We start from the raw sequence: 14414 nt of genomic DNA, 5'->3' as shown, positions 1-14414 counted from the left end.
GTTCAGCACTTCTGTTGCTTGGTTCAGCGCTTCCTCCTCTGAATTCGGACCTTCTCTTTGGATCCAGCGCTCTTCTCTTTTGGTTCAGCTCTTCTCCTCTTTAGTTCAGCGCTTCTTCTCCTTGTTTCGGCGCTTCCTCCTCTGAATTCGGCTCTTCTCTTTGGATCCAGCGCTCTTCTCTTCTGGTTCAGCTCTTCTCCTCTTTAGTTCAGCGCTTCTTCTCCTTGTTTCGGCGCTTCCTCCTCTGAATTCGGTCCTTCTCTTTTGGTCCAGCGCTCTTTTCTCCTGATTCAGCGCTTCTCCTCTTTGGTTCAGCGCTTCCTCCTCTGAATTCGGTCCTTCTCTTTTGATTCAGCGCTCTTCTCTTTTGATTCAGCGCTCTTCTCTTCTGGTTCCGCTCTTCTCCTCTTTAGTTCAGCGCTTCTTCTCCTTGATTCGGCGCTTCCTCCTCTGAATTCGGACCTTCTCTTTTGGTCCAGTGCTCTTTTCTCCTGGTTCAGCGCTTCTTCTCTTTGGTTCAGCACTTCTACCTCTTGATTTGGATCTTCTCTTTTGCTTCAGCACTTCTTCAAAGATGGGAAAAGCTTCTTTTTAAATACAAAAAACCTCTCTTCATCTTTAAAGGACGAAGAGAGGATCGCGGTACCACCTTTATTCACGCAGAATTAACATAAAACATACGTTTCTTGCATGCACTTAATTGGATAACGGATCTTCCGTCTTCCCCTACTTCATTCAAGGAAGCTGCTCGAGGGCGACATTCCTTCCATTTAACCTGAAAAATCTCGCAGCCGTGGATTTTTCTCTCTGGACAGGCGGAAATGAAAGTACTCCTCCCTGTTTTCGCTTTTCTTGATATATATAGTCATATTTTATACATCTATCTTTTTTTCGTCAAGGCGGTCTCTCAGCACCCATTATATCCTTTTTCGAGTTGAGCCTGAAATCGGATTTTTTTAATCTGTCGGTCATTGAGCATGGCATCTAATTTTTTAGCTCATATTAAAAGTACTATTATCAATTTGAGGGTGAAACGTTATGGCAATTATTGATTTTTTAAAACGTGGTAATAAATCATCGGGTATTGCAGCTCTTGGAAATACTGGTTTAACAATTACAAAAGGTATTGCTGCTGCCATAAGCGGCAGCGGGGCTATGTTTGCTACAACCATGCATTCGTTAGCAGATGCGACAAACCAGGGATTTGTTTTTTTTGGAAGCGCCCTTGCTGAAAAAGAACCAACGAAACGGTTTCCAGCAGGCTTTGGACGTGTTGTTAACCTATTTGTCTTGGTAGCAGTGATTGTCGTTTCTATTATGGCGTATGAAACTATTTTAAAGGGATGGGAAATAATCCAGGATCCTAAAGCTTCTTCAAATTTTTGGATGAACGTCATTGTCTTATCTATAGCGATTATTATTGATGGTTTCGTTTTAATTAAAGCAATGAAGGAAGTAGTAAGAGAATCACATTCCAGCGCAAAAGGACTTCAAATTGCGCCGGAAGCTTTTAAAAATATTCAATATGCAGCTCCTCCGACACGACTTGTATTTTATGAAGACATTATTGCTACTTTTGGTGCTATTTTGGCCTTGGTCTTTGTGGTGTTAGCTAATTATACAGGACTATATTTCTTAGACGGTGTTGGTACGATGCTGATTGGGCTGCTTCTAATTGTTATTGCTTTAAAACTTGGTTATGACAACACGATCGGTTTAATCGGTGTTGCCGCTCCAAAAAAGGTAACAGACCGAATTGCCGATATTATTTTAAATGATAACGATGTAGTAGATATCAAGGCAATGAGAATCCTTCAAGAAGGAAGGCAATACCATGTAGAAAGTTATATTGAATTAACAAAAGGCCTTACTCTCGATGAAGCAGATGATATAAAATTACGTGTACGTGAATCGATTTTAGAAGATCCTGACATTGATGATGTAACGTTAGGGGTCATCGAAACGGACGAGCAGCAAAACTGGACAATAGATGACGAACCTCAACCAGAATGATCTACTGCCCAGCAATTTAGTTACTCACCTATAAGCACCGTTTGCATATTTTACAGTAAAGGTAAAAACGGAAACTGCTTTAGGGAGTGTTTCATAATGGAAAGAGATAAGCACTATTTTGCTGGGGACCACACAGCTAAAGGTTTTTATCCATTGTATTCTACGAATTTTCAAGAATTGGATCTCATTTTGAAACTGACAGGATCATCAAACTTTGTAAAAACAGCTGGGATGAAAAAACTAGCAGCAGAATGGAAAAGTAAAGGGTATGACGTGGAATGGATTCACTGTTCTTCTAACAATGATTTAATAGATGGAATTATTCTTCCAGAATTAAAAACTGGTGTTTATGATAGTACTTGCGGCACACTCGAAAACGAGACTGCATCAATTGAAATAAACGTAAATAAATCGCTTAAAACAGAGGCGCTTGAAGAAAAGAAAACGTCTATCTTGAACTATCATCAACGAATAAATAGAGCACTCCAATCAGCTCGTCAATCGTTTAAAACGGGCTTATTCATTCACGATGATCTAGAGGAGATTTATATTAATAATATGGATTTTCTTAAAGCAGATAAAGTCGCTAACGAACTAATAAACCATTTATTTAATAATACACCACATACAGGCAAAACTTCTCAAATAAAGCATCGATTTTTTGGAGCTTCCACGCCAAATGGAGTTATTGATTATATACCTAACTTAACTGATAATCTTGATAAAAGGTACTTTATTAAAGGAAGAGCAGGAACTGGAAAATCTACTCTGCTTAAAAAAATTGCGGCTGCCGCTGAAGAACTTGGCTTTGATGTAGAAATATATCATTGCGGGTTTGATCCAGAAAGTTTAGATATGGTGATTGTAAGAGAGTTAGATTTTTGTATTTTTGATAGTACTGATCCTCATGAATATTTTCCCGAAAAGGAAGGGGACGAAATTATTGATCTTTATGACAAAATCGTCACTTCTGGTACAGACGAAAAATACAAAGAAGAAATAAGTAAATTAACGAAAAAGTATAAATCCTATATGAAAAAAGGAGGTACTTTTTTAAAGAAAGCTAAACGAAATAAAGAAGAATTAGATCAAATTTATATGGATGCAATGGATAGTTCAATCACTGAGGAAATTTTTTATACAATGAATGGGAAAGTACAACGGCAGGCAAGCGTACTAGACTAAAAATGTTGACGCCAAAAGAAATTAAATCTTTTGGCGTCATAGTTCGTTATTTTATTCCTATCTCTGCGTTTATGGCCCCCCTGTTTTTAGAAGAAACAGAAAGCCCTTTTCCTCCACTAAATTGAGTAGCTTCAAAAACTACTTTTCTGCTGACATTGGACACATCGATTTTATACACTTTATCTTCTCCAAATTTCAAAATATCTGATTTTATTAGCTTATCGTTTAAATAAATGGGTAATGATTCTTTTTCTGCTGAGTCTTTGTCATAAGCTTTCATTGCAAGTTTGCGGGCTTTTTGCGCTGCTGTGTTGTTTTTTATTTTAACGTATAATTCATTTTTACCGTTTCGAACCGGTATCGAACAGCGCGATACATTCTTTTTTGCCATACGATCTCCTCCATTTATTTAAAAATTTAGTCTTTTTTAAGAGAATTAATAGCATCCATTATAGCTTTACGTTTAACATCTTCGTCTTGTGACATTACATTTAGTGTATTTGTTAGCTTTGAGATGAGAGCGTCGGTATTTGTTCCATTTTCGCCGCCTTGCAGAGCTTCTAACATAACGAGCGTAGCTATTGCCATAGCTATCGGTTGAGTCCCTCCATCGTAGACATTGACAAGAGTATTGTCTCCTGTTCTCAGCGTGTTTCCGCCTGCATCTGCGGTAATAGTGTTATTGTCAAAACTAGTAGAGGATTCAGATTCTGACTCTGAGTCAGCTTCGGCTTCCGCTTCTGCCTCTGCTTCCGCTTCTGCCTCCGCTTCTGCCTCCGCTTCTGCCTCTGCTTCTGCTTCCGCTTCTGCTTCTGCTTCGGCCTCCGCTTCCGCTTCTGCTTCTGCTTCCGCTTCTGCTTCTGCTTCTGCTTCCGCTTCTGCTTCTGCTTCCGCTTCTGCTTCTGCTTCTGCTTCTGCTTCCGCCTCGGCCTCTGCTTCCGCTTCTGCTTCTGCCTCGGCCTCTGCTTCTGCCTCTGCTTCCGCTTCTGCTTCTGCTTCTGCTTCCGCTTCTGCTTCTGCTTCCGCCTCGGCCTCTGCTTCCGCTTCTGCTTCTGCTTCCGCTTCTGCTTCTGCTTCCGCCTCTGCTTCCGCTTCTGCTTCCGCCTCTGCTTCTGCTTCTGCTTCTGCTTCCGCCTCGGCCTCTGCTTCTGCCTCTGCTTCTGCTTCTGCCTCTGCTTCCGCTTCTGCCTCTGCTTCTGCTTCTGCTTCTGCTTCTGCTTCCGCTTCTGCTTCCGCTTCTGCTTCTGCTTCCGCCTCGGCCTCTGCTTCCGCTTCTGCTTCTGCCTCCGCTTCTGCCTCCGCTTCTGCTTCTGCCTCCGCTTCTGCTTCTGCTTCTGCCTCCGCTTCTGCCTCTGCTTCCGCTTCTGCTTCTGCTTCCGCCTCGGCCTCTGCTTCCGCTTCTGCCTCTGCTTCTGCCTCTGCTTCTGCCTCTGCCTCTGCTTCTGCCTCCGCTTCTGCTTCTGCCTCTGCTTCTGCTTCTGCTTCCGCCTCGGCCTCTGCTTCCGCTTCCGCTTCTGCTTCTGCTTCCGCTTCCGCCTCGGCCTCTGCTTCCGCTTCTGCTTCTGCTTCTGCTTCTGCCTCTGCTTCTGCCTCCGCTTCTGCCTCTGCTTCTGCTTCCGCCTCGGCCTCTGCTTCTGCTTCTGCCTCCGCTTCTGCCTCCGCTTCTGCTTCTGCCTCCGCTTCTGCTTCTGCCTCCGCTTCTGCCTCTGCTTCTGCTTCTGCCTCTGCTTCTGCCTCTGCTTCTGCCTCTGCTTCTGCTTCTGCCTCTGCTTCTGCCTCTGCTTCTGCCTCTGCTTCTGCCTCTGCTTCTGCCTCTGCTTCTGCCTCTGCTTCTGCCTCCGCTTCTGCCTCTGCCTCTGCTTCTGCCTCCGCTTCTGCCTCTGCTTCTGCTTCTGCCTCTGCTTCTGCTTCCGCCTCTGATTCAGATTCTGCGAACGCTACTGATTCTGCTTCCGCCTCGGCCTCTGCTTCCGATTCGGATTCTGACTCCGCCTCTGCTTCTGCTTCAGATTCTGACTCCGCCTCTGCTTCTGCCTCCGCCTCGGCCTCTGCTTCCGATTCGGATTCCGCTTCCGCCTCAGCCTCTGCTTCCGATTCGGATTCCGCTTCCGCCTCAGCCTCTGCTTCCGATTCGGATTCCGCTTCCGCCTCAGCCTCTGCTTCCGATTCTGATTCCGCTTCCGCCTCAGCCTCTGCTTCCGATTCGGATTCCGCTTCCGCCTCAGCCTCTGCTTCTGATTCGGATTCCGCTTCCGCCTCAGCCTCTGCTTCTGATTCGGATTCCGCTTCCGCCTCAGCCTCTGCTTCCGATTCGGATTCCGCTTCCGCCTCAGCCTCTGCTTCCGATTCGGATTCCGCTTCCGCCTCAGCCTCTGCTTCCGATTCGGATTCCGCTTCCGCCTCAGCCTCTGCTTCTGATTCGGATTCCGCTTCCGCCTCAGCCTCTGCTTCTGATTCGGATTCTGACTCCGCTTCCGCTTCTGCATTTGCTTCAACGTTTAGTAAGCCGGAATAACCACCTCCAGATAGTTCACTATTTTCTAAATAATTTATAAGGTTTTCTAACTCTTCTATTTTTGAAAGTAATTTATCTTTTCTCAATTTTAATCTACTAAGCCTTGAATTACTGTTTTCTGCCATTTAGTTTCTCTCCCCCATTCTTAGTTGTTAAATTAGCCATGTGTCAAAAGGGTTCCAATGTTACGGGAAATAATTTTTCTAGTTTTAAAAAGCAGTATTTTAAAGAATAAATAAAAATAAATGCTTTACAAATAAAACTTGCTTTTTTTGTTTAGCTTTTATTTGACTTAGATTCTTCTTCTGCAATTTTTCTTTTTAACTTATTTAATTGCTTTACTAACCTTTCCCGTTTTCTTTTCGCTATTTTTAGTCTATTATCACTCATTCTAGTCCCTCCTTTTTGCTCGAGGTATTTTCATTATAGTAAGGTTCGTACGATTTGTTGTGGGGCCGTACCTCTTACGATTAGCGGAAATTCCTCTAGTAACAAAAAAAGAGACTAAATAAAACGGCTTTTCCATGAGATAAGCCTATTATTCAAAAATTTGGTAAAATTAGTTTTAATAGAACCAAAAGAAAGTAGTGATTAACTTTGAAATATGGAAGCAGTGCGGTATATCCCATCAAAGTGCCTGTAGAAAATAGTCTAAAAAGCTTCAATTTCTTTTTATATCAAAACGAAGATTCTCTCACGTTAATCGATGCTGGTATGGACAATGAAACGTGTTGGAATGGGTTGCTAGAGACGTTAAATGAAAATAATTTTTCACTCTATGATATTGACCAAATTGTGCTAACCCATCACCATATCGACCATGTCGGTTTAGTTAATAAAATTACTTCCAGACACTCTGTCCCTGTTTATGCTCACGAACGATCTATTCCTCGTTTAAAGAGAGATGAAAATTATTTGAAGAGGAGAATAGATTTTTTTGAAGTGTTATACCAAGAGGCAGGATGCGGAGAACGGGGGCAAAAACAGATTACCTATTTAAAAAAAGCTCTTCATAAAAATAAAAATCAAACCATTCAAACAGACATTCTTCCTTTCCTAACAGCTTTCTGTAATTTCAAGATCATAGAAATGCCAGGTCATGCTGACGATCAAGTTGCTTTTTATGATGAAAACGAGAAATGGCTTTTTGCTGGTGATCTCCTGATTAACCATATATCCAGCAATGCCCTTATCGAACCTAATATAAATGGAAGGCGAACAACTCCTTTGCTAGATCATATAGAATCATTAAAAAAAGCAGCCTTATTAGAAGCAGAGCTTGTCTTCCCAGGTCATGGTTTCTTTATAAAAGACCATCAGATATTAATAAAAAAACGATTAGAAGCGATAGAGAACAAAGCGAACAAACTTTATCACTTGATTGGCAAAGGATACACAACCGCAAATGACTTGGCGAAGACCTTTTACAAAAAGAAATATGATCAACAGTTTGCCCTTGTTATGTCAGAAATTATTGGCCATTTAGATTACTTAGAATCGGCTGAACGTATCCAAAAAGAACGAATAAATGGCATTTGGGAGTTTTCTTTCGTTTAAACATTACATCTAACATAACCCAGGGAACAACCCGGTACATATTTTCTTTTGAACGCCTTACATAAATACATCCCCTTCTTCAGACACTAACGTAAAAAGGGGGCGTATCGAATGGACAAAGTAACCAGGGTCTTTTGGGTTTCCATCGCACTAGCTATTATTTTTGTTCTATGGGGTGTTTTCTTACCTACTAACCTTGAGAATGTTATGAATGCTGCACTCACCTTTTTCATGGAAAATTTCGGATGGTTTTATCAAATTGCAGCTACTTTCTTCTTGCTGTTTGCCTTATATTTAATATTCAGCCGGTACGGAAAAATTAAACTTGGAAAAGATGAAGACAAGCCTGAATTTAAACGTTCTACTTGGATTGCCATGTTGTTTAGCGCAGGGATGGGGATAGGGTTATTATTTTTCGGAGTATCCGAACCGATTTCCCACTTTGCTAATCCTCCCTTGTTAGAAGGGGGAGGTACAGATGATGCGGCTGTTTTAAGTCTCCGTTACACTTATCTTCACTGGGGTTTTCATGCATGGGCTATCTACGCCACCATTGCCCTTGGTTTAGCTTATTTTAAATTTCGTAAAGGGTACCCTGGTTTAATGAGCGCAACGCTTCGACCATTGCTTGGAGATAAAGTGAAAGGGAAAACCGGTGAGGTTATTGATGTTGTTGCGATTTTTGCCACCGTTTTTGGAGTATGTGCTTCTCTTGGTTTAGGAGCTGCTCAAATTAACGGAGGTCTCAGTTATTTAACTGGCATACCTAATACCTTTTCTATTCAATTTCTCATCATAGCTATTGTTACGGTCCTGTTTATGTTTAGTGCTGGGACGGGAATTAAAAAGGGAATTAAATACTTGAGCAACGCCAATATGGGGCTGGCTGTTATTCTTTTTGTACTCTTTTTTGTACTAGGCCCTACCGTATTCTTATTAAATTTGTTTACGACTACGTTTGGATCTTATCTGCAAAACCTGCCGCAGATGGGGCTTCGTTTAGCACCATTTAATACCGAAGATGCTGCCTGGTTTCAAAGCTGGACCATTTTTTACTGGGCATGGTGGATTTCCTGGGCTCCATTTGTAGGTACCTTTATTGCCAGAGTTTCAAAAGGGAGAACAGTCAGAGAATTTATGATTGCAGTATTAATTGTTCCAACTGTCGTTTGTTCCATCTGGTTTTGTGTGTTCGGAGGAACGGGCATCTTTTTTGAGTACAATTTGGGACTTCCCGTATCGGAACAAGGTTTAGAGACGGCCCTGTTCTATGTATTCGAACAAATGCCTTTAAGCTGGCTATTATCCATTATCACCTTGTTTCTTATCAGTACTTTTTTTATCACATCGGCAGATTCTGCTACCTATGTATTAGGCATGCAAACCACTAAAAAAGGGGTAGAACCTCCAAATATGGTGAAGTTCAGCTGGGGAATCATTCTTGCTGCAGCAGCTATCGTTTTAATGGCTTCAGGGGGACTAGAAGCTATCCAAACAACCATTATTGTAAGTGCCTTCCCTCTTGCCATTGTGCTGGCAGCAATGTCCTTTTCTATTATAAAAGCATTTCGAACAGAGCCAAGACCGGACCCTCGAAAGGAACGACGGAAACGAAAAAAGAGAAAAGGGGACGAAAATATTAACGAACAAGTAAACCCGACTTAAGAGATGAACACTGGCTGTGACAACTGCAGCCAGTGTTTTTTTATTGTTAGGAGTATGCGAACTGCTGAAACGTAGGGCAGTTACGTCTCTATTTCACACTTTTATTCGTCAGGATTCTTCCTATCAAAGGAATTTCTGTTCCCCTCTCCGTATTCTTTCTGATCAGATGTTTGTCCGGTATCATATCCTTCTAAATCCGCCACCGGTGTGTCTTTAGGAGCTTTTGAATTTCCTTCAGCATTGTTGTAGCCTTTATCTTCTAAATTGTCCGATGGAGATTGGGAGGTCCCATGATCGCTCGCTGCTTCCCATGCATCCTCTCTGTCAAAAATCACTTCTTCTTTATTGTCATTGTTTATAACAGATGATGGAATCACATCCTCTTCAACCGCTCTATTGTCCAAGGGTTTTTGTTCATGAGCATGTTTTAGACATCTTCTTGTTTCTGGTACAATTTCTAAACGCTCCATCGAAATTGCTTCTTTGCACACCTCACACCTTCCATAAGTGCCTTCTTCCATGGCTTTTAAAGCTGCTTCTACATCCTCTAACTGCTGTCTGGAATGATTATTAAAAGCAATATCCTTCTCTCTTTCAAACATTTCCGTAGCCTCATCTCCGGGATGATTACTATTATGAGATAATTCTCCTGTTCCTTCGGGTCTGGCAGATGGTTCTGTTTCGTTTATTCCGCTAGCCAGTTGATCCTGAATTGCTTCTTTTTTGTTTAACAATATATTTTTTTGCTTATTTTTCTGCTCCGTTGTAAGCATTAGGATCCCTCCATTACATTTCTTTTTCAGCCCTTAGAAGCCGTTATTATGCTCATTCACAATAATACTTTGTATTAAACATATATGGACAATCCCAAACGTTTAATTGTCCGTATCGGTGGGAAAGATACAATCAACATCTTAAAGGAAGGAGAATTTGGATGGACGAAAAAAAACCACCTCACAAACAGATGACAGATAAAAACAATGGCTTAAGCAGTACACAAGAAGTTATTTACCCTGGTGATTATAAAGAGGCCGATGAAGCTTACCAAGACGAAGCACACGATACAAATGAGAAAAACGATTAATATCATCCCCTGCTATCGAAAGTGTCCCTAATATTGCTTTTCATTAGGGACACTTTTTTGTACTGTTATAGATAAGCTTTTATTTTTTCAGCTTCTTTACATAAAGCTGAATTTTCCAATATGATATATTATTTACATCGCTTTTTATTGTTTTATTTTATACACTTGTATTTGATAGAAAAACTAAACTTATCGAAACAGACATTAGATTGTCTGCTACATATAATATTGAACGGAGTGAACACCTTTTGCATACAAAAAAAGCGTTGCCGATATTATTTTCCGTTATGTTTCTTGTTATGGTAGGATTTGGGATTATTATTCCTGTTCTGCCCTTTTATGCCGAAGAGCTCGGTGCCTCACCAGCCCAATTAGGATTATTAATGGCTGTCTATTCTTTCATGCAGCTTATGTTTGCGCCGATGTGGGGGCGGATTTCTGATCGGATCGGCCGCAAGCCTGTCATGATGCTTGGCATCTTGGGCCTGGCTTTTTCATTTTTTTTCATGGGTGCAGCTACAGAGCTGTGGATGCTTTTTGCTGCCAGGATAATTGGAGGCTTTCTTTCATCGGCTAATATGCCGACTGTCATGGCTTATGCTGCCGATATTACAAGTGAAGAAGACCGTGGTAAAGGCATGGGGATCATTGGAGCTGCTGTTGGTCTAGGGTTTGTTTTTGGTCCAGCCATCGGCGGTATTTTTTCAGAAACGAGCTTAGCACTGCCTTTTTATATAGCTGGAGCTTCCTCTCTCCTTACATTTTTTCTCGTGCTGTTTATCCTAAAAGAATCGTTAGGCAATGAAGAAGAAAGGATACGGGCTGAAAAAACACCATTTCGAAAAGCTTGGAACAGCCCTATTTCTATCTTGTATTTCTTACAATTATTTGTTTCTTTATCCCTGTCCGGTTTAGAAGCAACGTTTGCTTATTTTGCTGCTGAAAAAGCAGGATTGGGAACGATCGAGTTAGGTTACATATTCATGATCATGGGTTTTTGCGGCGCACTTGTACAGGGAGGATTAGTTGGGAAGCTGACGAAGCAATTTGGAGAAGGGTTTGTCATCCAAATTGGAATCGTTACTTCTGCTCTAGGATTTGCGCTTATTTTACTTGTAAACAATTTTGCTACGGCTGCCGTCTTTTTAAGTATTTTCGGGATTGGAAATGGTGTTATCCGTCCAAGTGTTTCTGCACTCATTACAAAAACAGCAACAACAGGCTACGGAAATGCTGCAGGATTTTTATCGTCGTTCGATTCACTTGGAAGAATTATCGGACCTCCCTTAGGAGGCTGGTTTTTTTCTATCTCCATTGGCCTGCCGTACATTTCAGGCATTGTTTTGTCTTTTGCTGCCTTTCTTTTATACTATGTTTATAAAACCCAATCCAAGAAATTACCTGTCTCCGCTTCCTCTGCGGAAGGATAAAATGAATAAGAAAAGCGCAAGCGCCCTGGTCAGCCGCGACAGGTTCTGGAGCTTTCGCGCAGGGTCGCCTGCGGTCCGGAGTCGAAAGGGAAGGCATCAGACGTTCAGTTCATTTTAATGAACTTCTCCTAAAATCGCACACGTCGACGCATAGGATGTCGCCAATGCCCCAGGACGTGGCGTTTTTGGCGACGAGTGTGCAACGTAGAAGTCACCACATCGTGTGGAAGGAAGTCCTGTGCCAACGCTGAACGGGCTTGCACTGGAGGTGTTGACTTTTGCGTTGCGACAGGACGTTCGCGGTTTTAGTAAAAGTTCCTCTTTATCGTGTGCGCCTGAGCGGCTGGGCGCTGAAGCTAGACATTAAAAACGCCAACTATTTATAATTTAATACTTTTTAAGAAAAGCGCAAGCGCCTTGCTCACGAGCGACAAGTCCTGGAGGGGTGGCATAAGGAAAGCTGATCTTTGCTTTCCATTGACGAACCGAAGGAAGCTCGAGCGAGTAGGCGCTTGCGCTAGCTAAAATGATATGGAAATAGTCATCTGCAAAATCTCCTAGACAGATATAAAAGCCCCCCACTTATTCATACAGGTGGGGGTTGTATTTATTAACTCTGATTTTGATCCGGATATGTTTGCATCGCATTCGCGTTTGCTCCAGCTCCATTATCTGCCTCTGTTAATTCCTTTAATGAATGAATATTACTCTCAAGCCTCTGTACTTCTGTTTTAAGTTCTTCCGGTGAATTAACGATTTCCCTTATTCTTTTTCCGGATTCCTCGATCTCATCACTCATTCGAGATACAAGAGACACATCGAATTTCATAGTAACTCCTCCTCAAGAAGTGTTTTTAATAGGATGACCTTTACATCCACTCTTTATTACGTAGGAAATTTAACATTGCGAAAAGAAAGGTGATCCTCTACTAAATAAATATGGAAAACATAAATAAACCGGAAGAGAAAGAAAAGAATGAAGTGAAGAGAAAATGAAAAATTTCACAGCGTTTCGTGATTTTTCAGAAGATAAATTAGGTGAAAAGTTAGACATGGGCGAAGATGCCCTTACTAAAAATGCAAAACGGATCGCCGATTATTTAGCAAATCATAAAGAACCCCGAAATCGTGAAGAGCAGCTGCTAAATGAGACGTGGAACGTTGCTAATAAAAGATGAACGGGACCACTTAGCTCACCTTTAGTTAAACTTGCAGATCGAACTAATGATTGATGGAAGAAGCTGTCTCAAAAGTCTTTTAAGACAGCGATTGCTCTTCCTAGGTTAGTAACGCACCATATTTACTTTCAATTCAGGCAAAATTTTTACTAATATCCGAAAAGTTTATCGACACCTCAAATTGTACGAGGACTGCAAAAGCTACCATTAATGAAATAAACTCCCCCTCAACCACGGCCGCGGCCGATAAGGACCAATCGGGATTTGTATAAGAGTTGTTTTTTCCTGTTTATCAAGCTTGTAAATCTCATCACACATGCCCGCATCAAACCCGAGAATAGGGTGTCCACCCATTCCTATGGCTGCAGCTGTTAACAGCAATCGCTGTACGAGCATGCCTGCTTCCATTTGTTGGATACGGTATCCTCTGTATCCGAGTTCGTTTATTAAATGATCTTTGTCGCCTGCAATATGCAAGCATAGCGGAACTTGAAATAGGTTCACATTGTCGAGTGACATTCCATACTGCAGGCTGTGCCGATGATCTCCAGGGTTAATCTGGCATAACGCATGATTGGTGCTGTCATAATAATAAGCACCGTCTGGAATACCACTGACATTATAAAAACATCCATACAACGATACGCGGGATCCCAGCTTTGCAGGACTTTTATCCAAATCGTTTTGATAGGTGAAAGAAGCTGCCGCCTCATGCAGCAGAAGAGCCAGCTGTGATTGGCTTACCTTTTCCAAAACAAAATCCATATTAGGTGAATACCGTTTACGGCAGGCCGACGCGAAATCATACGACAATCGTTCTGTCTGAGGCAGAGTTATTACTTGCCCCTCCACACTACTTCTCTCTTGCGCCGTAATCTCTTGAAACGAGCTAGAAGTTTCCAGCATGGATGCTTCATTTATCTTCGTTAACAACGTATGTTCTTTCACCCTTTGGGAGCGGACGTAGTGATCAAACGTCTTTTCTTTCAATTGCATGCAAAGTTCTTTAGAGGTGATGTCCTTTTCTTTAGTAAATCGGTTGATAGGATTTAACGACAGAGGGATAACAGCATACACGCTTTCCTCTTGTTCAGGTAATCCGAGAAGATGGTTAAGAGCGCGATCGAGAAATTGAAAATACACTTTCGAGGAGAATCCAAACCGATTTGCTGCTTCACGCAGCTGTTCAATCACTACCCCGGCATCGAGCCCTTGCAGCCGGTAGGCAAAGTTATTGTATTTAAAGAAATTTTTCCAAAACAGAGTAGACACAAACACCGTACCAAAACAGGCAGTCACGTCACATCGGCTGCCAAGTGCCTTTGATATATAGGAATCGAAATTGCCTTTTCTCAACAAGACCAGGCGGTGGTGCGCCACATCATAATGATACACCCCCTCTGGCAAATCTTTTATTTTCAAATAGATGTACAATTCATTTGGATACAAGCCGCCGCCGGAAGGAACAAAGCGCCGGTACGACTGGATGAGATCCGCTGTTTGTTCGGCGGAATCCAAGCTGGACACGGACTGACACATTTCCGTAAGACCAAACACATACCAGAGTAAATCACCGATATGGTGAAAAACAGGGTTCACCGGAGTTTTTTGTTCCTCAAGAGCTAAGGGTACTTCAAGAGAAAACGGAACACTAGGCAATCCTCGATAGAGTTTATACGTAAGCGGGGCATCCTCCCAATCCACTTCCCAGTCCGGCGGGCTTATCTTGTTAATGTCAAAATGCAGATTGTGTAGAAATGTTTTTAAGTTCATCCTCCTGCCTCCTA

14 protein-coding genes and 1 other annotated feature are annotated in these 14414 nt (G+C 42.0%); of the genes, 7 read left to right on the top strand and 7 right to left on the bottom strand.

Annotation, left to right across the window (positions count from 1 at the left end; genetic code table 11):
* Positions 1-311: 311 nt before the first annotated feature.
* Positions 312-524: a hypothetical protein gene (locus tag FZF09_RS19110; protein ID WP_158738190.1), complete on the bottom strand. Its 213-nt coding sequence runs from the start codon at positions 522-524 to the stop codon at positions 312-314.
* Between the two features lie 94 nt (positions 525-618).
* Positions 619-853 (bottom strand) — a binding site (T-box leader).
* Between the two features lie 185 nt (positions 854-1038).
* Here FZF09_RS19110 and FZF09_RS19105 point away from each other — a divergent pair.
* Positions 1039-2013: a cation diffusion facilitator family transporter gene (locus FZF09_RS19105; protein WP_158738189.1), complete on the top strand. Its 975-nt coding sequence runs from the start codon at positions 1039-1041 to the stop codon at positions 2011-2013.
* Between the two features lie 96 nt (positions 2014-2109).
* Positions 2110-3198 (top strand): PRK06851 family protein, encoded by a 1089-nt coding sequence (locus FZF09_RS19100; RefSeq protein WP_158738188.1) that lies wholly within the window; start codon positions 2110-2112, stop codon positions 3196-3198.
* A gap of 46 nt (positions 3199-3244) precedes the next feature.
* On the opposite strand, the gene FZF09_RS19095 is transcribed toward FZF09_RS19100, so the two are convergent.
* On the bottom strand, positions 3245-3589 hold the full coding sequence (locus tag FZF09_RS19095; protein WP_158738187.1) for a hypothetical protein: 345 nt from the start codon (positions 3587-3589) through the stop codon (positions 3245-3247).
* Positions 3590-3615: 26 nt separating this feature from the next.
* Entirely contained in the window at positions 3616-5838 is a 2223-nt protein-coding gene (locus tag FZF09_RS22685; RefSeq protein ID WP_199256827.1) for a hypothetical protein, read from the bottom strand.
* Positions 5839-6310: 472 nt separating this feature from the next.
* Here FZF09_RS22685 and FZF09_RS19085 point away from each other — a divergent pair, with 472 nt between their 5' ends.
* Positions 6311-7270 carry an MBL fold metallo-hydrolase gene (locus tag FZF09_RS19085; RefSeq protein ID WP_158738186.1) on the top strand — a complete coding sequence of 320 codons (960 nt, stop codon included), beginning with the start codon at positions 6311-6313 and terminating at the stop codon, positions 7268-7270.
* Between the two features lie 111 nt (positions 7271-7381).
* Positions 7382-8935 carry a BCCT family transporter gene (locus FZF09_RS19080; protein WP_158738185.1) on the top strand — a complete coding sequence of 518 codons (1554 nt, stop codon included), beginning with the start codon at positions 7382-7384 and terminating at the stop codon, positions 8933-8935.
* A 101-nt stretch (positions 8936-9036) separates the two neighbouring features.
* Here the strand turns inward: FZF09_RS19080 and FZF09_RS19075 are convergent, their stop codons facing one another.
* Entirely contained in the window at positions 9037-9708 is a 672-nt protein-coding gene (locus tag FZF09_RS19075; protein ID WP_158738184.1) for a TraR/DksA C4-type zinc finger protein, read from the bottom strand.
* A 161-nt stretch (positions 9709-9869) separates the two neighbouring features.
* Here FZF09_RS19075 and FZF09_RS19070 point away from each other — a divergent pair, with 161 nt between their 5' ends.
* The gene (locus FZF09_RS19070; RefSeq protein WP_158738183.1) at positions 9870-10019 is read left to right on the top strand and encodes a YfhE family protein; all 150 of its coding nucleotides are present in this window, start codon (positions 9870-9872) and stop codon (positions 10017-10019) included.
* Positions 10020-10210: 191 nt separating this feature from the next.
* Positions 10211-11449, top strand: a complete 1239-nt coding sequence (locus tag FZF09_RS19065; RefSeq protein ID WP_370514511.1) for an MFS transporter — start codon at positions 10211-10213, stop codon at positions 11447-11449.
* 387 nt (positions 11450-11836) lie between these two features.
* Here the strand turns inward: FZF09_RS19065 and FZF09_RS19060 are convergent, their stop codons facing one another.
* Both FZF09_RS19060 and FZF09_RS19055 read right to left on the bottom strand, forming a co-directional pair.
* Entirely contained in the window at positions 11837-12031 is a 195-nt protein-coding gene (locus tag FZF09_RS19060) for a hypothetical protein (protein ID WP_158738182.1), read from the bottom strand.
* Between the two features lie 28 nt (positions 12032-12059).
* Positions 12060-12278, bottom strand: a complete 219-nt coding sequence (locus tag FZF09_RS19055; protein WP_158738181.1) for a hypothetical protein — start codon at positions 12276-12278, stop codon at positions 12060-12062.
* A gap of 163 nt (positions 12279-12441) precedes the next feature.
* Here FZF09_RS19055 and FZF09_RS19050 point away from each other — a divergent pair, with 163 nt between their 5' ends.
* Complete coding sequence (locus FZF09_RS19050) at positions 12442-12627, top strand: DUF3243 family protein (RefSeq protein ID WP_158738180.1); 186 nt, start codon at positions 12442-12444, stop codon at positions 12625-12627.
* Between the two features lie 207 nt (positions 12628-12834).
* Here the strand turns inward: FZF09_RS19050 and FZF09_RS19045 are convergent, their stop codons facing one another.
* Positions 12835-14400 (bottom strand): SagB family peptide dehydrogenase, encoded by a 1566-nt coding sequence (locus FZF09_RS19045; RefSeq protein WP_158738179.1) that lies wholly within the window; start codon positions 14398-14400, stop codon positions 12835-12837.
* Between the last annotated feature and the right edge of the window lie 14 nt (positions 14401-14414).

Origin of the sequence: Alteribacillus sp. YIM 98480 (assembly GCF_009765375.1) — a bacterium.
Lineage (GTDB): Bacteria > Bacillota > Bacilli > Bacillales > Marinococcaceae > Alteribacillus.
Note: the sequence above shows the minus strand (reverse complement) of the source record. Positions and strands in the feature narration are given on the sequence as shown.

Excerpts from the sequence above, each read along its gene's own strand:
- FZF09_RS19105 (WP_158738189.1), top strand. The coding sequence starts at position 1,039 with ATGGCAATTATTGATTTTTTAAAACGTGGTAATAAATCATCGGGTATT.
- FZF09_RS19100 (WP_158738188.1), top strand. The coding sequence starts at position 2,110 with ATGGAAAGAGATAAGCACTATTTTGCTGGGGACCACACAGCTAAAGGT.
- FZF09_RS19095 (WP_158738187.1), bottom strand. The coding sequence starts at position 3,589 with ATGGCAAAAAAGAATGTATCGCGCTGTTCGATACCGGTTCGAAACGGT.
- FZF09_RS22685 (WP_199256827.1), bottom strand. The coding sequence starts at position 5,838 with ATGGCAGAAAACAGTAATTCAAGGCTTAGTAGATTAAAATTGAGAAAA.
- FZF09_RS19080 (WP_158738185.1), top strand. The coding sequence starts at position 7,382 with ATGGACAAAGTAACCAGGGTCTTTTGGGTTTCCATCGCACTAGCTATT.
- FZF09_RS19075 (WP_158738184.1), bottom strand. The coding sequence starts at position 9,708 with ATGCTTACAACGGAGCAGAAAAATAAGCAAAAAAATATATTGTTAAAC.
- FZF09_RS19070 (WP_158738183.1), top strand. The coding sequence starts at position 9,870 with ATGGACGAAAAAAAACCACCTCACAAACAGATGACAGATAAAAACAAT.
- FZF09_RS19055 (WP_158738181.1), bottom strand. The coding sequence starts at position 12,278 with ATGAAATTCGATGTGTCTCTTGTATCTCGAATGAGTGATGAGATCGAG.
- FZF09_RS19050 (WP_158738180.1), top strand. The coding sequence starts at position 12,442 with ATGAAAAATTTCACAGCGTTTCGTGATTTTTCAGAAGATAAATTAGGT.
- FZF09_RS19045 (WP_158738179.1), bottom strand. The coding sequence starts at position 14,400 with ATGAACTTAAAAACATTTCTACACAATCTGCATTTTGACATTAACAAG.